We start from the raw sequence: 16,808 nt of genomic DNA, 5'->3' as shown, positions 1-16,808 counted from the left end.
GCTTTCAGGGATCGCTGTGGCCGGCGCTTTGGCCGCCGTCCTCACGGGCTGCTCCGGAGGAGAGGCCACGAAGGAACCCGAAGGCCTCACGGCCGCCGAGGCCTGCGGCGGCTTCGCCAAGGACGCGCCCGCCGCGGCGGCGCTCGAGGCCGTCCTCGGCGGCGAGCGCTTCGAGGACGACCTGTCGAAGCCGGAGAAGGCCCTCGACAGGCTGCGCGAGGACGCCGCCGCGCCGTGGGCCGACTCGTACCGGCCGCAGCCGGTGAGGTACTGCGGCCTCCAGGCAGCGGACGAGGCGACGCAGGACGTCAGGATCGAGGTGAGCGCGGTGGGGAAGGGCCCTTACCTGGGCCCGGAGCTCGCCAAGTCCGTGACCTCGTACGCCACCGGAGTCGAGGCCTTCTCCTCGTCCACCCTCGGCAAGCTCTACTTCACCTGCCGCCTCAAGGCGCCCGCCCACCCGATCGTCGTCGAGACGGCCGTCCGGGGCCCGGCGGACGTCGAGGAGACGGACCTGGAGCAGCGCACCCGCCTGGTCACCCTCGCCAACGCGGCGGCCCGGGACGTCTCGGCGAAGCTGGGCTGCGAGGGGGACGGGCTGGTGACCGGCGTGCCGACGCGCGCCGCGAAGTCCTCCTGAGAAGGTTCTTCCATGCGCCTCACCACCCGCAGGATCCTGCTGCCGGTCGCCGCCCTCACGCTGGCGGCGGCCGGCTGCACGCCGGGAACCGACGACGCTCCCCCGGGGCAGTCGACCGCGGAGGTCTGCGGGGGCTTCGCCGAGGAACCCGGCGTGGCGTCGGCGCTGGAGGCCATCGCCGGCAAGGGCGTCCGGCTGACGGCCGACCGGTCGGAGCCGGACAGGGTCCTCAGCGAGCTGCGGAAGGCGGCGCGGACGCCGCAGAGCGGGAAGCAGCGCATGGACGGCATTCCGTTCTGCACGCTGGAGGCGGCCGGGGACGAGAGGAACGTCTTGAGCATCACCCTCCGGGAGGCGCTCGCCGTTCCCACGGGCGAGGCCTCGAAGGCGTCCGTGACGGCCTACTCCACCGGGCGGCTGGCGACCTCCTCCGACCTCTTCGCCTCGGTCTACTTCACCTGCCGGATGCCGGCCCCGGCCCACGAGATCGTCCTCGACGCCGAGCTGGAGCGCGCGGACGAGAACGAGGCCGACCACGCGGGCATCAGGGACGAGCAGATCACCCTGGCCAACGCGGCGGCCCGGCACGTCGCCGCCGAGCTGGGGTGCGCGGGGACGGGGCTGGTGACGGGGGTGCCGGCGAAGGCGCGGCCGTGAGGCGACCTACATCCCGAGCACCGGAAACGCCCCGATCCGGCCGCCCCGGGCGATGAAGACACGGTTGGCGTCGCTCGCCAGCTGGTAGGTGCCCTGGCGCTTCATCTCGATGGTGAAGAGTCGCTCGTGGGTCGCCTTGTGGACGACCTGGACGTAAGTGTTGTCGGGAGGGTGGAGCCAGACCGTCGCGCCCTCCACGGCCGGCGGGTTGACGGTGCCGGGGCCCACGCCGTCCAGGACCTCGTACCAGCCGGAGACGGGATGGCGGACGTCCCGCATGGTGCCGTACTGGTGTGCGTTGTAGCCGTTGATCGCGAAGACGAGGTCTCCGCTGGCGGTGGGGGTGCCCCAGTCTCCCCTCAGACCGGTCTCCTCCTCCCACAGGAAGTCGCCGCGGTCGAGGCGGCGGGCCGTCAGTTTGCGGCCGCCGAAGTAGGCGACGTTGTTGTCGCCGAGTGCCGGGGCCTGGCCGTCGGTGCCCTGGCCCTTGATCTCCCAGTCCGTCTCACCCGTCTCCGTGTACAGGGCGGCGCAGTGGCCGTCCCTGCCGTGGATCACCAGCCGCTTCCTGCCCACGGCTGCCTTCGCGGCGCCGTTCTGGGAGCGCGGAGACGTCATCGGACGGGTCCAGGTGGTGGTGAGCGTCCAGGCGTCGACAGCGCGCAGCTCGTTGTCCTTCGTCACCAGGTAGACGTGGGTGTCGTCCGCGGCGAGGACGTCGTCGACGTCGGACTGGGTCTGCCAGACGGGTCTGCCGGTGGAGGCGACGAACGCGTTCAGGACGCCGTTCTCGTCGACGCCGACGACGAGCCGATCGGCGACGGAGACGAAACCGGCGTCCGCGTCGATGTCCTTGGCCCGCCACCGTTCCTTGCCGTCCGTGACGGACAGGGCGAGCAGTCCACCCGTCTTCGCCTGCACGACCACTACGTCCCTTACGGGCAACGGCAGTTTTCCCTCGGCCACCGTCACGTCGAGCGGCCCCCACAGGGCCTTCGGGGCTTCGCCCGGCTTCATGTCGATGGCCGAGACGAACGCCGCCTCGGGAGTCGCCACGGCCGGTGGCACATCGGCCGTCGGTGACTTCGGTCCGCCGCGGTTCAGCCACCAGGCGCCCGCCCCGCCGCCGGCGCCCAGGACGGCGAAGCCCACGGCGGCTCCGGTGAGGAAGCGGCGACGGGACGGCGCGGAGGAGGGCACGGCGGTGTCGTCGGGCGCCGCCAGGCGCTTCGTGGCCGCCTCGCGCCGCTTGATGTCCTCGGCCAGCGGGCCCTTGCGCCAGGCGCGGTCGGCGCCCTTCGGCGGGGCGAAGGCCTCCGCGATCCGCGGGGGAGCCGGGCGGAACGCCGGGTCCTTCGCCAGGCACGGGCCGAGCAGTTCCTGGAGCTCCGGCGGCACCAGGCTCAGGTCCGGCGCCCCGTGCACGACCTCGTACTGGACCGCCGCCACGTGCGCGCCGTCGAAGGCGCGCCGGCCGCTCGCCGCGTACACGAGGACCGCGCCGAGCGAGAACACGTCCGAGGCCGGGCCGACCCGCTGCCCCAGGACCTGCTCGGGAGCCCCGTACCCCGGGGTGACCGGGACCTGGCCCGTCGTCGTGAGCGTGAGGCCGTGCTCGGGACGGGCGATGCCGAAGTCGATGACGCGGGGGCCGGTGGAGGTGAGCACGATGTTCGCGGGCTTGAGGTCGCGGTGGACCAGACCCGCCGCGTGGATGTCGTGCAGGGTGCGGGCGAGCCGGGCGGCGAGGGCGCGGACCGTCGGCACGTCCATCGGGCCGTACGTGCGGACGGCCTCGTCGAGCGTCGGGCCGGCGAGGAACTCGGCGGCGATCCACGGCCGCCCGCCCTCGGTCTGCGCGCCGAGGACCCGGGCCACGCCCTTGCTCGTGACGGCCCGCGCCATGTCGGCCTCGCGGACGAACCGCTGCGCGAGGTGCCGGTCGTGGGCGAGTTCGGGGCGCAGGACCTTGACGGCGGCGGGCGTTCCGGCGCCGTCCCGGCCGACGTACACCTTGCCCATGCCGCCCTCGCCGAGGACGCCGAGGAGCCGGTACGGGCCGAGCCGGAGCGGGTCGCCGGCGGCGAGGGGCTGTGTGGTCACGAGGTTGCTTTCCGCTTCGGGAGGATCGGGTGGCGTCGGTGCGGGGCGGGGAGTGATCAGGCCAGAGGAATGGCCACGACGGACGTCTCGCCGGCGCCGATGATGCGAGTCCGTTCCTTGTCGATGACGAACCGGCGGGCGTCCGTCGGAAACACCCAGGCCGAACGGCCGGTGTCGGGGTCGATCGCGCTCAGCCCGCCCCGTACGGGCGCGTACACGTATCTCTCGCCGACCACGGGAGCGGCGAAGTATTCGGGTGTCAACGAGCGGCCGGAGGGCCGCTCCGTCCAGCGCCTGAGGCCGATGTCGGCCATGACGGCCAGGAGTCCGGGGGTGTCCCTCTTCTCGTGCGCGTACACGAGGCCGTTCGCCACGGCCGGCACGCCGTAGGAGGTGGTGGCGGAGCCGGAGCCGTACTCCCAGGCGATCGCGCCGTCGGTGAGACGAAGGGCCCGGAGGCGGTCCCCGCCGAAGTACGCGTTTCGCTCGTCGATCGCGAGCTGGCCGGGGATGTAGCGGGAGGAGTCCTTCAACGGCAGGCGACGCTGCCAGAGTCGACGTCCGGTCTGCGTCTCGCGCGCCTGGACGAGGAAGGACTCCAGGTCACCGCTGTTCTTGCCCAGGATCAGCCGGCCACCGGCCACCTGGGAGAGCCAGGGGCGCACGCCGTCCCATGCGTACGGCTGCCTCCATGCCTCCTTGCCCGTGCGCAGGTCGACGGCGATCAGGTGCCAGCCCGTCTCGTTCACGTCCGGGTCGGTGCTGTGCTCGCCCCGCCGCGAGGCGGCGAAGAGCAGCCCACCGCCGGCGGTGAGGAGCTGCGTGCCCGAACTGGTGCCGTCGAAGCCCTTCAGCTCGATCGTCCGGGCGGCCTCCTCGCCGGTGCGGGGGTCGAGCGTACGGATCTTCAGGGCGCCCGTGCCTTCGTAGTTGCCGTCCGAGAGGTAGAAGTACGTGCCGTCGGTGGTGACCTGCTGCGGTTCCATGACGGCCTTCTCCGACCAGAGTTCGGTGCCGTCCTTCGGGTCCAGGACCCGGAAGGCGACCGTCTCGGCGAAGCCGACCACGTCGCCGGCGAGGAGCTGGGTGGTCTTCTCCTCACGGTCCAGCGACTCCCCCCGCCACAGCGCAGCCGGCGCTCCGTCCGACGCCGTCGTCGCCGGGATCGCGGTGGGACCGGCGGCAGGCGGGCCGCCTCCGGGACCGGTCCGCGACCCCAGCCACGCCCACACCCCCGCACCCGCCCCCGCGAGCCCGATCAGGGCGCCGCCGCCCGCCGAGAGCAGGCGGCGGCGCGAGAGCGGTGTGCTCGGAACGGTCTCGGACACGGCGGCGCCCGCCGGGGCCGGCAGGCGGTGCGGTGTGTGCAGCCAGACGTCCGTCGCCCGGCGGGCGATGTCGGCGAGGAGGAGGGGCGGCAGGTGGTCCGCGAAGTCGCCGTGGCCGTCGTGGAGGCGGGCCGTCAGGGTGTTCGTGGTGGGGCGGGCCGTCGGGTCCTTGGCGAGGCAGGCGGTCAGGAGCGGCAGCAGGGCTTCCGGTACGCCGGTGAGGTCGGGTTCGGCGTAGCGGACGCGGTAGAGGAGGTCGGCGGGGGAGCCCGTGCCGAAGGGGCCGTGGCCGGTGGCGGCGAAGACGAGGACGCCGGCCAGGGCGAACACGTCGCCCGCCGCGGTGTGTTCCTCGCCGCTCGCCTGTTCCGGCGACATGAAGGCGGGCGTGCCGGCCGCCGCCCCCGTGCGGGTGAGGTGGTCGTCGCCGGCCGCGCGGGCGATGCCGAAGTCGATGATCTTCGGGCCGTACGCGGTGACGAGGACGTTCGAGGGCTTCAGGTCGCGGTGGACCACGTCCGAGGAGTGCAGTTGGGCGAGGGCCCCGGCGAGTGCGGCGCCGAGGGCGCGGACGGTCGGTTCGGGGAGGGGGCCGCCGAGCGCGACGGCGTCGTCGAGCGGCGGGCCGAGGACGTACTCGGTGGCCAGCCACGGCGTCTCGGCCAGCGGGTCGGCGTCGACGACGGCCGCGCCGTGCCGCGCGCCGATGATCCGCGCCGCGTCCGTCTCCAGGCGGAAGCGGCTGCGGAAGGCGGGGTCGGCGGCCAGGCGCGCGTGCACGGTCTTGAGGGCGACCGTACGGCCGCCGGGCGTGCGCGCCAGGTAGACCGTGCCCATGCCGCCGGAGCCGAGGCGGGCGAGGAGTCGGTACGTGGCGACGGCGGCCGGGTCGTCGTGGGTCAGGGGCGACAGCATGGGGTCAGGTCCGGGAAGAGGTGTCGGCGGGGAGTTCGGCGGCCAGGAGTTCGGACGACTGGCGGGCCAGCGCGGCCACGACCCGGCCGGGCAGCCAACCGGGGGTGAGCAGGGCGCCGGCCGAGTTCAGGACCGTCCGGTGCGGGGTGGTCGGGGCGAGGGCCGCCGTCAGGTCGGCGGCGGTCGGGCGGTCCGCCGGGTCGCGGGCCAGGCAGGTGGAGAGCACCGGCCGCAGGGCGGGAGGGAGTTCGTCGCGTTCGGGCACGGTGTGGCCGGTCGCGGCGTACGCGAGGACCGCGCCGAGCGCGAAGACGTCACCCGGCGGGCGCGGGCGGCCGCCGCTCGCCTGCTCGGGAGCGAGCGCGCCCGGGTCGAGGCCCGGCAGGCCGGCGCGCGGTTCGCCGTCGGCCGAGGCGGCCCGTACGGCGCCGTAGCAGGTCAGCCGGGGGCCGTCGGCGGTGAGCAGGACCGCGGCGGGGGAGACCCCGGCGTGGGTGAGGCCCTGCGCGTGCGCGGCGGCGAGCGCTTCGGCGAGGGCGGTGCCCACGGCCCGTACGGTCGCCTCGGGCAGCGGCCCGCCGTGGACGGCGAGGGCCACGGGGAGGGGGAGCGCGGGGAGGTAGGGGGTCGTGTACCAGGGGTGTTCGCCCGGGGCGGCCAGGTCCGTCACCGGCGCGATCCAGGGGCCGAGGAGGCGACGGGCCGCATCGGCCTCCGTGGCGAAGCGGACCGGGTCGGCGCCGGGCAGCGGGGCGCTCAGGAGGACCGTGCGCTCCCCGTCGTCCGTACGGGCGACGAACCGGCGGCAGGGGACGGCGGAACCGGGCCGGCCGGACGGGACGGCCGGGCCGGGCGGGTCGAGGCGGGTGATCAGCCGGTACGGGCCGATCCGGCGCGCGGATTCCTCCCGCGTGCGCGACTGCTCCACGTGTACGTCCCCCCGTCGTTCCGGCGCCCCGTGACGACGGGGGCGGGACGAGCCTATCGAGGCGGGAGGTGAGGGCCGTGGCCGGGAGAGCGGCGGCGCGGCCGGCGAGGGCCGGTCGGGGTCTGGAACGTCCGGGCTGTCCGGGTTGCGAAGGTGAAGGGCGCGCGCGTAGGTCGTGATGATCTCGCATCTGCCGTATTTCCCGGGCGGTGAGTGCTCGAACGGGTGCCCGGGGGCTAGGATCGCGGTGCTTCCCCGGCTGTGGAACTTGCTGAGGCGAAGCCGGAATGATCACCGTTACGCGGTCGTGGAAGCAGCGGGGGAGAGCATGTCGTTCGAGCAGGAGTGGGCGTCCGTACGGTCCACGGCGACGGCCAACGTGGACATGAGGCTCAATCAGGTCGCCCCGGAGCCCGGCGGGGGCGGAGGCAGTGCCGACCTGAGCGTCGACCAGGACAAGCTCGGCGCGATCGGCAGCGCCGCGTACGCCCTGCACGGCCGGCTGGTCAAGGACGGCAACCACGCCCGCGCGAACACGACGGAGGCGGCCACACACCTGAAGGGCCACGACTTCCTCACCGGCTCGGCCATGGCGGCCGTGCAGGAGACCTGGGACTCCCAGCTGAAGACGCTGCTCGACGCCTGCGCGAACATCTCCAACCACCTCGACTACAGCGCGGCATCGCACGCGAAGGAAGAGGAAGACATCAAGGCGGCCCTCGCGGCCTCCAAGATCGACGAGTACTTCAAGTAGGCCGGGGGAAAAGCTGTGTTGACCTACCAGAACGTGATGCAGGCGTCGCTCGACAAGATGAAGACGGCCGCCGACGACTGGGCGGCGATGAAGGGCAAGCTCGACACCCTCGCCCAGGACGCGCAGTCGACGATGGCGGCCAAGGCCAGGGACGACTACTGGCGCGGTGTGAACGCGGAGGTCACCAAGCCCTTCGTGGACAAGACGGCGAAGGAGTTCGGCGACGCCGCCAAGGCGGCCGACGGCATCCACAAGGTCGTGGCGGACGGCTACCAGGCCTTCAAGAAGGCGCAGGACGACCTCAAGAGGATCGCCGAGACGGACGCCCCCGCGAAGGGCTTCTTCGTCAAGTCGGACGGCACCGTCGCCGCCAAGGAGCCGCTCTCCGAGATCAAGGACCCCGGCGCCCGCCACGACCCCGACTTCCAGGACCTGGTCCGCAAGGAGCGCGCCGACATCCAGGCGATGGAGGAGCGCATCAAGGCGATCCTGGAGGTCTGCACCGAGGCCGACGTGGCCTGCTCCAACGCGCTCCGGGCCAACAACACCGGCGACCAGCACAACTTCAGCGCCCCGAAGTACACCAGCCTCGACGCCGAGGAGGCGCAGCGCGCCGTCGACCTCGCCAAGAAGGGCCGGGACATCTCGCACGAGGAGCTGATGCGCCTCAACGAGCTGCTGAAGGACAACAGCGGCTCCAAGGAGTTCTCCCGGACCTTCTACGACGGCATGGGCCCGAAGGGCGCGCTGGAGTTCTTCGGCCAGCTGTCCACGGACACGTACGACTACTCGAAGGTCGACAAGCAGCGCCTGGCCGACGTCCAGGACCTCCAGAAGAACCTGGGCCTCAACCTGGCGACCGCCACGCAGGGCGGCGACGCGTGGACCGAGAAGTGGTCCGCGGACATGCGCAAGCTCGGCACGGAGCGCATCCCCCTCGTCAAGTACGACAACAACCCCGCCTTCGGCTACCAGTTGCTCGGCGGCATCATGCGCTACGGCGACTACGACAAGAAGTTCCTGGTCCCGATCGCGGAGCACGTCACCCAGCTCCACGCCAAGGACCCGTACCTCTTCGCCAACAGCAAGCCGATGATCAGCGGCGGGCTGCAGAACCAGTACAACCCGTCGGGCGTCAACGGCGCCGGCTTCGACCCGATGATCTCCATGCTGGAGGCGCTGGGGCACAGCCCGGAGGCGTCGAAGGAGTTCTTCTCCAAGGACCCGCTGACCTCGTACAAGGAGGACGGCAGCGTCGGCGGCACGCTGAACCTCGGCAAGGACAAGGACGGCAACGAGATCAAGAACTACCTCGACTTCTTCGCCAACGAGAAGTACGAATTCTTCGCCGACGTCGAGGGCCACAACCCGGACGACCTCACCAAGACCATGGGGTACATGCCGGACGCCCTCGGTCACGCCCTGGAGTCGGCGACGCTCGGCCACGCCTGGGACGACCCGACGCCGGAACTGAAGCGGGACGAGACCTCGGCCGGGATCATGCAGAGCGTCGTCGACAAGTACGGTGGTGACGCCGAGCTGCTCAAGAAGTGGCAGCCCACGATGGCGGACAGCCTCGGCAACATGGGCGCCGGCTACATCGACGACCTCAACTGGGCCCTGGACAAGAACAGTCCGGACAGCGTCTACCACCCGACGAAGGAGCCGTCGTCCCACCCCGAATTCGGGCAGGACGCGACGGTGAAGTTCCTGAGCACTCTGGGCCAGCACCCGGACGCCTACGCCACGGTCTCCACCGCTGAGCGCCTCTACACCACCAGCGTTCTCGAAGCGCAGGTCGGCCCGGACGGCAAGATCGACGAAGGCCGTGCGCGGGGAGCAGCGTTCACGGGGGCCACTCTTCAGGGTCTGCTCGACGAGTCCCGCGGCGCTCAGGTCGAGGCCGAGGGCATGAAGAAGCACGAGGAGTACGAGAAGGCGCAGGAGGCCAAGGCCGGCTGGGTGGAGTTCGGCGCCACGGTGGGTGTTGCGGCCGGCGTCGCCTTTCTGCCCGCGACGGCCGCCGTCGGTGCGGCTGCCGTTCTCATCCCTCTCGCGGTCGACTCCGGCTCCGGCGCGATGGAGCAGTTGGCCGGGCAGGTCATCGGCGACTGGTCGGACAAGTCGATCGAGGACCACAAGGACAAGACCGAGGACCAGATCCACGAGGACAACGCGGCCATGTACATGGCTGGCCGGTACAGCGCCGAGTCCCCGATGGAGCGGTTCCTGTCCGAGCACCGCAGTCAGGTGGGCAGCGATTTCCGTCAGGACATGATCGAGTCCGTGAGCAACGGCTATCTGAAGGGCAACGCCCACGCCAAGCAGACCGGCAATGCCCCTGAGACAGGCTGAACCGGCCGCCACCGACTTACGAGGAATCCTGATGAGAAGAGCGTCTGCATCCGTATCGACCGCGCTTGCCCTCGGTCTGCTCCTCACCGCTTGTGGGAGCGACGAGGAGGAGCCTCCTCGGGTTACCGCGGCCCAGCAGTGCGACGGCACGCTTTCACCTGCGGCGGCAGGAGCGCTTGAGTCCGTGCTCGGCACGAAGAAGTTCTCGGAGGCCGGGAGCGGTGGGCTGGAGCGGACTGTGAACGAGGTGATCGAGGACCAGGCGACGGAGGGCAGGCCGCCAGGTCATCGTGCGATGTGCCAGGTCACTGCCGCCGCCACCCCGATGAACAAGATCAGGGTCAACTTCATGTTGTACGAAGACGCCGACCTGTACGACGACGGCACCAAGTGGACGGCCGGGGGACGGTACCTCTACGGGATGGGCCGGGAGGCGAACACGGACAACAAGTCGGCTTACCTCTTCGTCGAGTGCACCAGCCCGCGGCTGAAGGGGTCGGACAAGCAGCCGGCCCCCATCGAGAGCGTGCTCAAGTTCGACAAGTCGATCAAGGGCGCCTACCCCGCCAACACCCCCGCCACCCGCGAGGCCTACCTCACCGTCCTCCACTCCGTCACGCTCGCGGTCGTGAAGAAGCTGGGCTGCGAGAACAACGCCGGACTGCCCGAGAAGCCCGTCTTCACCGAGAAGAAGTGGCGCGGCGAGCAGTAGCGCCCGGTACGGGTCCCGTCAGTCCTCGGCCGTCTCGGCGGTCGGGGACAGCTGGGACAGGAGCAGCAGCGTCGCGCGGGTGATCAGGGCCGCGAGGAGGATCGTCCCGAGGCCCTCGACGTGCAGGTAGCCGAGCTTCGGGCCCAGCCAGGAGAGCAGCCACCAGATCAGGGCGTCCTGGACGAAGCCGGCGAGGCCGAAGGCCAGGAGGAGGGGGAGCGGGACGCGGCCCGACGGGCCGATGAAGATCAGCTGGGTGAGGATCGTCATGACGAGGGCCGTCACCAGGACGCCGAGGACCGTGTCGATGGTCTCCGTGCCGCCCAGGGTGATGCCGGGCAGCAGGCCGCAGGCGAGGCCCACGCCTATGAGGACGCCCAGTCTGCGTCTGCCTTGATCGTTCATGGGCGGACTGTGGCACACCGTGCGGTGCGTTGTGAAGATCCCGTGAGACCTTCCGGGCTCCCGCGAAGGAGCCCGCTTGGAGACCGTGGCGGGAATTGAACCCACGTAACTCGCTTTGCAGGCGAGCCCCTCAACCACTCGGGCACACGGTCGTGTTGTGCACTGGTACGACCGTAGGGCGGGGGCCGGGAGGGGCTCAAGGGTTCCGGGGGGCGTGCCACGCGACTGCCACACCGCCGCAACATTCCGTTCGCGGTCGTGCGTGCCGGGAGGCGCAGCCGGGCGCGTTCAGGGGTGCGGCCGGGCGCGGCCGGGCGCGCCCGGGGGCGTGGTCGTAGGACCGAAGGCGGAGGAGGACCGGGACTCCTGACAGGAGCCATCCTGGGGTTCGCCTCTTACTCTGGGAGGATGAGCGCCCTCGAACCCCGCGACGCCGACGTCGCCCACGACCCCGGACCCCCTGCCGCGCACGGCGACGCCAAGGGGTCCGTCCTCGACCCGGACCACCGGGCGCTCAGCATCGGCATGGTCTCCGTCGTCCTGCTCATCGCCTTCGAGGCGACCGCCGTCGGCACCGCCATGCCCGTCGCCGCCCGCGAACTGCACGGCATCCCGCTCTACGCCTTCGCCTTCTCCGCGTACTTCACCACCAGCCTCTTCGGCATGGTGCTGGCCGGCCAGTGGTCCGACCGGAGCGGCCCGCTCGCGCCCCTCACCACCGGCATCAGCGCCTTCGCCGCCGGACTGCTCCTCTCCGGGACCGCCGGCACCATGTGGATGTTCATCCTCGGCCGGGCCGTGCAGGGCCTCGGCGGCGGCCTCGTCATCGTCGCCCTGTACGTGGTCGTCGGCCGGGCCTACGCCGAACACCTCAGGCCCGCGATCATGGCCGCCTTCGCCGCGAGCTGGGTCGTGCCCTCCATCGTCGGCCCCCTCGCCGCCGGGACGATCACCGAGCAGCTCGGCTGGCGCTGGGTCTTCGTCGGCATCCCGGTCCTCGTCGTCTTCCCGCTGGCCCTCGCCCTCCCCGCGATACGCCGCACCGCCTCCGGCCCCGCCGACCCGGAGGCGCCCGCCGTTGCCTGGGACCGGCGCCGGATCGTGCTGGCCCTCGGCATCTCGGCCGGCGCGGCCCTCCTCCAGTACGCGGGCCAGGAGCTGCGCCTCCTCGCCCTCCTCCCCGCCGCGGCCGGGCTCGCGCTGCTCGTGCCCGCCGTCCGCGGGCTGCTGCCGCGCGGCACCTGCCGGGCCGCCCGCGGCCTGCCCTCCGTCATCCTGCTCCGTGGCATCGCCGCGGGATCCTTCATCGCCGCGGAGTCCTTCATTCCCCTGATGCTGGTCTCCCAGCGCGGCCTCAGCCCCACCCTGGCCGGCTTCTCCCTCGCCCTCGGCGGCCTCACCTGGGCGCTCGGCTCCTGGATCCAGGCCCGGCCGTGGACGGAGCCGTACCGGGAGCGGCTCGTCGTCCTCGGCATGGTGCTCATCGCCCTCGCGATCGCCGCCGCGCCCAGTGTGCTGATCACGTGGGTGCCGGCGTGGGTGGTCGCGGTCGTCTGGTCCTTCGGCTGTCTCGGCATGGGTGCGGTGATCTCCTCCACGAGCGTGCTCCTGATGAAGCTCTCCGCCCCCGAGGAGGTCGGCGCCAACTCGGCCGCGCTCCAGATCTCCGACGGCCTCTCCAACGTCCTGCTCCTCGCGGCGGGCGGCGCGGCCTTCGCGGCGCTCGGCGGCGGCGCGGTGGGCCACGCGATGGACGCCGGCGCGGCCACCGGCTCCCACCCGGCCGCCTTCGCGGCCGTCTTCCTGCCGGTGGCGGGGGTGGCGGCGGTCGGGGTGTGGGTCGCGACGCGGCTGCACGCGGCCGAGGCGGGGGTGGGACGCGGGGCCTGAAGCCTTTCGGTACCATTTTGACCCCACTCGGTGGTACCGTTTTGGTATGGCCATGAACCTGCGTCTCCGCGACGACCAGACCGAGGCACTCAAGCTGCGCGCCGAGCAGGAGGGCACCAGCATGCACGCGATCCTGCTCCAGGCGGTCGACGACTACCTCGCCCGCACCGCCCAGCAGGCGATCGTGCGGAAGACCGCCATGGAACAGGCGGCCAAGTGGCACGAGCTGATGGAGCGGCTCAAGTGAGCTGCGTGTACCTCTCAGCCGAGGACGTCCTGGTCGTCGCCGAGCACGCGGTGGACGACCAGGACGTCGTCGTGCGCGACGCGGGACTGCTCGAATCGGCGGTCCACCGGCCGTCCGCCGCCATGTTCGGCGAGGAGGCCTACCCGGACCTGCTCGACAAGGCCGCCGCACTGCTCCAGTCGCTCGCGATCAACCATCCCTTCCTCGACGGAAACAAGCGGACGGCCTGGCTGTCCTGCGTCACGTTCCTCGCCATGAACGGGGTCCAGCTGCGCCCCGACATCGACGCGGCGGAACGCCTGGTCATCGCCGTCGCGACCGGTGAGACCGACGAGGTGAAGGCGATCGCGCAGGGCCTGCGCGAGCTGATCGACGCCTGAGCGACCACCACGCGAGCTGAGTCACAACCGGGTCGCACCCCCCGTCGCGTACGACGTCCCGACCGGGCCGCCGGTAAGGTGGCCCGGTTGTCATATCTGGACGAGCGTCGAACCCGGAGATCGTGACTACCACCACCGCCACCTCCTCCCATCACCTTTCTCCCGCCTTCCCCGGACGGGCCCCGTGGGGTACCGCCGGCAAGCTGCGCGCCTGGCAGCAGGGCGCGATGGAGAAGTACATCCAGGAGCAGCCCCGTGACTTCCTCGCGGTCGCCACGCCCGGCGCCGGCAAGACCACCTTCGCGCTGACCCTCGCCTCATGGCTGCTGCACCACCACGTGGTGCAGCAGGTCACCGTCGTCGCCCCCACCGAGCACCTGAAGAAGCAGTGGGCGGCCGCCGCCGCGCGGATAGGGATCAAGCTGGACCCGGAGTACAGCGCCGGGCCCCTCAGCAAGGAGTACGACGGGGTCGCCGTCACGTACGCCGGCGTCGGCGTACGGCCCATGCTCCACCGCAACCGTTCCGAACAGCGCAAGACCCTCGTCATCCTGGACGAGATCCACCACGCCGGAGACTCCAAGTCCTGGGGCGAGGCCTGCCTGGAGGCCTTCGAGCCCGCCACGCGGCGCCTCGCGCTCACCGGCACCCCCTTCCGCTCGGACACCAACCCGATCCCCTTCGTCACCTACGAGGAGGGGAACGACGGCATCCGGCGGTCGTCGGCCGACTACACCTACGGCTACGGCAACGCGCTCGGCGACGGCGTCGTCCGGCCGGTCATCTTCCTCTCCTACAGCGGCAACATGCGCTGGCGCACCAAGGCCGGCGACGAGATCGCCGCCCGCCTCGGCGAGCCGATGACCAAGGACGCGGTCTCGCAGGCCTGGCGCACCGCGCTCGACCCCAAGGGCGAGTGGATGCCGAACGTCCTGCGCGCCGCCGACCGGCGGCTGACCGAGGTCCGCAAGTCCATCCCGGACGCCGGCGGCCTCGTCATCGCCTCCGACCAGGACTCGGCCCGCGCGTACGCCAAGCTGATCCGCGAGATCACCGGCACCAAGGCCACCGTCGTCCTCTCCGACGACGCCGGCGCCTCGAACCGCATCGACGAGTTCAGCGAGAGCACCGACCGCTGGATGGTCGCCGTCCGCATGGTGTCCGAGGGCGTCGACGTCCCCCGTCTCTCGGTCGGCGTGTACGCGACGACCATCTCGACCCCGCTGTTCTTCGCCCAGGCCGTCGGCCGCTTCGTGCGATCCCGCAGGCGCGGCGAGACCGCGTCCGTGTTCCTTCCCACGATCCCCAGCCTCCTCGGTTTCGCCAACGAGATGGAGGTCGAGCGCGACCACGTCCTCGACAAGCCGAAGAAGGCCGGCGAGGACGAGGACCCGTACGCCGAGTCCGAGAAGGAGATGGCGGAGGCGGAGAAGCAGCAGGACGAGGACACCGGCGAGCAGGACATGCTGCCCTTCGAGGCGCTGGAGTCCGACGCCGTCTTCGACCGCGTGCTGTACAACAGCGCCGAGTTCGGCATGCAGGCCCACCCCGGCAGCGAGGAGGAGCAGGACTACCTCGGCATCCCCGGCCTCCTCGAACCCGACCAGGTGCAGCTGCTCCTCCAGAAGCGCCAGGCCCGGCAGATCGCGCACAGCCGCAAGAAGCCGGACACCGAGGCGGACCTCCTGGAGCTTCCGGCGGAACGGCGTCCCGTCGTTTCCCACAAGGAGCTCCTCGAACTGAGGAAACAGCTCAACACGATGGTCGGTGCGTACGTTCACCAGAGCGGCAAGCCGCACGGCGTCATCCACACCGAGCTGCGCCGGGTCTGCGGCGGGCCGCCGAGCGCCGAGGCGACGGCGGGGCAGATCCGCGAGCGGATCAAGAAGGTCCAGGAGTGGGCCACCCGCATGCGCTGATCCCCGGACCCCCCGAGGTGTGATCGAGGCCCGTACGCCGCCGCGCGTACGGGCCTCGGGCGTCCCGTGGCCACGGGCGCGGGTCCCGGAGACCGGCCCCACGGTCGGCCTCCGGCCGCCCCCACGCTACGGGCACGACATAGCCGATCTTGTCCGCCAAAGTCCCTCGTCCGACCGACGAAAGTCCCGAAACGTCTTCATCCGGTCGCCTGCGCCCGGATTCTGGACGAGGTCTTCCGCTCAGCGGAGCGCGCCGCTACTGTCCCGGCTCACAAGCATTCGCCCCGTGGCAGCGCCGCCGCGGAGCGCAGCCGGTGTACCCCTTCCTGCCGGCGGCCTCTGACGTGCGTCGCCGCGGGACCGGCGCCGCAACTCCGTGAGAGATCCGCCGCCACTCACCCTGAAGGAGAGGGCGTCGTGACCGCGGAGACCTCCCAGACGCTCGACCGGGGACTCAGAGTCCTCAAACTGCTCGCCGACACCGACCACGGCCTGACGGTCACCGAGTTGTCCAACAAACTCGGTGTCAACCGGACCGTGGTCTACCGGCTCCTCGCCACGCTCGAGCAGCACGCCCTCGTCCGCCGCGACCTCGGCGGACGCGCCCGCGTCGGCCTCGGCGTGCTGCGACTCGGCCGCCAGGTCCACCCCCTGGTGCGCGAGGCCGCGCTGCCCGCGCTGCGCTCGCTCGCCGAGGACATAGGGGCGACCGCGCACCTGACCCTCGTCGACGGCGCGGAGGCGCTCGCCGTCGCCGTCGTCGAACCGACCTGGACCGACTACCACGTCGCCTACCGGGCCGGCTTCCGGCACCCGCTCGACCGGGGCGCCGCCGGCCGCGCGATCCTCGCCGCCCGCCAGGGCGGACTGACCGAGCCCGGCTTCACCCTCACCCACGGCGAACTCGAGGCCGGCGCCAGCGGCGCGGCCGCGCCGCTGGTCGGGGTCACCGGCGTCGAGGGCAGCGTCGGCGTCGTCATGCTCGCGGACGCGGTACCGGAGCGGGTGGGGCCGCGGGTGGTGGACGCGGCCCGAGAGGTCGCGGACGCGCTGCGCTAGGGCGCGCGGCGAGACCCCTGCACACGCCCGCCCTGCTACCGGGGCGGTGCCCCCGCGTGCCCCCGTGTGGGGCCCGCGCCCGCGAGGCCGGTGCCCCTCCGCCACCCGCCCGTGTGGGCAATCGTCCCGCTGGGGCAGGGGGGACCCCCTTGCCCCAGCGGAACGACCGCCCACAACGGGGATGGGCACCGCCCGGCGGAGTGGTCGTTCATGACCCGCCCGACAGGGCTTACCGCGTCAGGAGTTCGCCCAGGGGCGTCGGCGCGTGGTGGACCGACCGGCCCGTACGGGTCGTCGTGAGCAGCCCCGCCGCCCGGAGCGCCGCCGCGTGCGCCGAAGCCGTCGCGTTGCTGACGCCGAGGCGCCGGGCCAGTTCCGTGGTCGTGCGGGGTGCCGTCAGGTCCCGCAGGAGTTCGGCGCGGGTCCGGCCCAGGACCCCGACGAGGGCTCCCTCACCGTCCGCCGCGCCGGCGGGGGCGAGCGGCAGCCCCCCGCCCCCCGGGGAGGGGAGGGCCA

15 protein-coding genes and 1 tRNA gene are annotated in these 16,808 nt (G+C 72.1%); 10 read left to right on the top strand and 6 right to left on the bottom strand.

The genetic code is table 11. The features are described from left to right. Positions 1-16 precede the first annotated feature (16 nt). Both K7G60_RS15875 and K7G60_RS15870 read left to right on the top strand, forming a co-directional pair. Positions 17-640 carry a hypothetical protein gene (locus tag K7G60_RS15875; protein ID WP_225801554.1) on the top strand — a complete coding sequence of 208 codons (624 nt, stop codon included), beginning with the start codon at positions 17-19 and terminating at the stop codon, positions 638-640. A 12-nt stretch (positions 641-652) separates the two neighbouring features. Next, positions 653-1,297, top strand: a complete 645-nt coding sequence (locus K7G60_RS15870; RefSeq protein WP_225801553.1) for a hypothetical protein — start codon at positions 653-655, stop codon at positions 1,295-1,297. A 6-nt stretch (positions 1,298-1,303) separates the two neighbouring features. Here the strand turns inward: K7G60_RS15870 and K7G60_RS15865 are convergent, their stop codons facing one another. Genes K7G60_RS15865 through K7G60_RS15855 form a run of 3 tightly spaced genes read right to left on the bottom strand, consistent with a single transcriptional unit; the run spans position 1,304 to position 6,571 of the window. After that, positions 1,304-3,400, bottom strand: coding sequence for a PQQ-binding-like beta-propeller repeat protein (locus K7G60_RS15865; RefSeq protein ID WP_225801552.1), 2,097 nt, complete (start codon positions 3,398-3,400; stop codon positions 1,304-1,306). A gap of 56 nt (positions 3,401-3,456) precedes the next feature. Further along, positions 3,457-5,643, bottom strand: coding sequence for a PQQ-binding-like beta-propeller repeat protein (locus K7G60_RS15860; RefSeq protein ID WP_225801551.1), 2,187 nt, complete (start codon positions 5,641-5,643; stop codon positions 3,457-3,459). 4 nt (positions 5,644-5,647) lie between these two features. Further along, positions 5,648-6,571, bottom strand: coding sequence for a serine/threonine protein kinase (locus tag K7G60_RS15855; protein ID WP_225801550.1), 924 nt, complete (start codon positions 6,569-6,571; stop codon positions 5,648-5,650). Between the two features lie 328 nt (positions 6,572-6,899). On the opposite strand from K7G60_RS15855, the gene K7G60_RS15850 reads away from it, so the two are divergent. The 3 genes from K7G60_RS15850 (at position 6,900) to K7G60_RS15840 (ending at position 10,392) form a co-directional block, all read left to right on the top strand. Further along, positions 6,900-7,325 carry a hypothetical protein gene (locus tag K7G60_RS15850; protein WP_225801549.1) on the top strand — a complete coding sequence of 142 codons (426 nt, stop codon included), beginning with the start codon at positions 6,900-6,902 and terminating at the stop codon, positions 7,323-7,325. A 15-nt stretch (positions 7,326-7,340) separates the two neighbouring features. Next, positions 7,341-9,680, top strand: a complete 2,340-nt coding sequence (locus K7G60_RS15845) for a DUF6571 family protein (RefSeq protein WP_225801548.1) — start codon at positions 7,341-7,343, stop codon at positions 9,678-9,680. 184 nt (positions 9,681-9,864) lie between these two features. Beyond that, positions 9,865-10,392, top strand: a complete 528-nt coding sequence (locus K7G60_RS15840; protein WP_225801547.1) for a hypothetical protein — start codon at positions 9,865-9,867, stop codon at positions 10,390-10,392. An 18-nt stretch (positions 10,393-10,410) separates the two neighbouring features. Here K7G60_RS15840 and K7G60_RS15835 read toward each other — a convergent pair whose 3' ends face one another. Both K7G60_RS15835 and K7G60_RS15830 read right to left on the bottom strand, forming a co-directional pair. Next, the gene (locus tag K7G60_RS15835) at positions 10,411-10,797 is read right to left on the bottom strand and encodes a phage holin family protein (RefSeq protein WP_225801546.1); all 387 of its coding nucleotides are present in this window, start codon (positions 10,795-10,797) and stop codon (positions 10,411-10,413) included. Positions 10,798-10,874: 77 nt separating this feature from the next. Beyond that, a tRNA-Cys gene (locus tag K7G60_RS15830) sits at positions 10,875-10,949 on the bottom strand. 256 nt (positions 10,950-11,205) lie between these two features. Here K7G60_RS15830 and K7G60_RS15825 point away from each other — a divergent pair. The 5 genes from K7G60_RS15825 (at position 11,206) to K7G60_RS15805 (ending at position 16,292) form a co-directional block, all read left to right on the top strand. After that, positions 11,206-12,687 (top strand): MFS transporter, encoded by a 1,482-nt coding sequence (locus K7G60_RS15825; RefSeq protein WP_225801545.1) that lies wholly within the window; start codon positions 11,206-11,208, stop codon positions 12,685-12,687. Positions 12,688-12,733: 46 nt separating this feature from the next. Then, the gene (locus K7G60_RS15820; RefSeq protein ID WP_030221768.1) at positions 12,734-12,934 is read left to right on the top strand and encodes a ribbon-helix-helix protein, CopG family; all 201 of its coding nucleotides are present in this window, start codon (positions 12,734-12,736) and stop codon (positions 12,932-12,934) included. After that, on the top strand, positions 12,931-13,314 hold the full coding sequence (locus K7G60_RS15815) for a type II toxin-antitoxin system death-on-curing family toxin (protein ID WP_225801544.1): 384 nt from the start codon (positions 12,931-12,933) through the stop codon (positions 13,312-13,314). Before K7G60_RS15820 ends, K7G60_RS15815 begins: the two co-directional genes overlap by 4 nt. 122 nt (positions 13,315-13,436) lie before the next feature. Continuing rightward, on the top strand, positions 13,437-15,233 hold the full coding sequence (locus K7G60_RS15810; RefSeq protein WP_225801543.1) for a DEAD/DEAH box helicase: 1,797 nt from the start codon (positions 13,437-13,439) through the stop codon (positions 15,231-15,233). 417 nt (positions 15,234-15,650) lie between these two features. Next, positions 15,651-16,292, top strand: a complete 642-nt coding sequence (locus K7G60_RS15805) for an IclR family transcriptional regulator (protein ID WP_041129456.1) — start codon at positions 15,651-15,653, stop codon at positions 16,290-16,292. 229 nt (positions 16,293-16,521) lie between these two features. Here the strand turns inward: K7G60_RS15805 and K7G60_RS15800 are convergent. Next, the coding region (locus tag K7G60_RS15800) for a helix-turn-helix domain-containing protein (RefSeq protein ID WP_225801542.1) at positions 16,522-16,808 on the bottom strand (287 nt) is incomplete at its 5' end.

It is taken from the genome of Streptomyces sp. NK15101, assembly GCF_020400725.1.
Classification (GTDB): Bacteria; Actinomycetota; Actinomycetes; order Streptomycetales; family Streptomycetaceae; genus Streptomyces.
The sequence above is the reverse complement of the archived record's forward strand: the minus strand, read 5'-3'. Positions and strand labels throughout refer to the sequence as shown.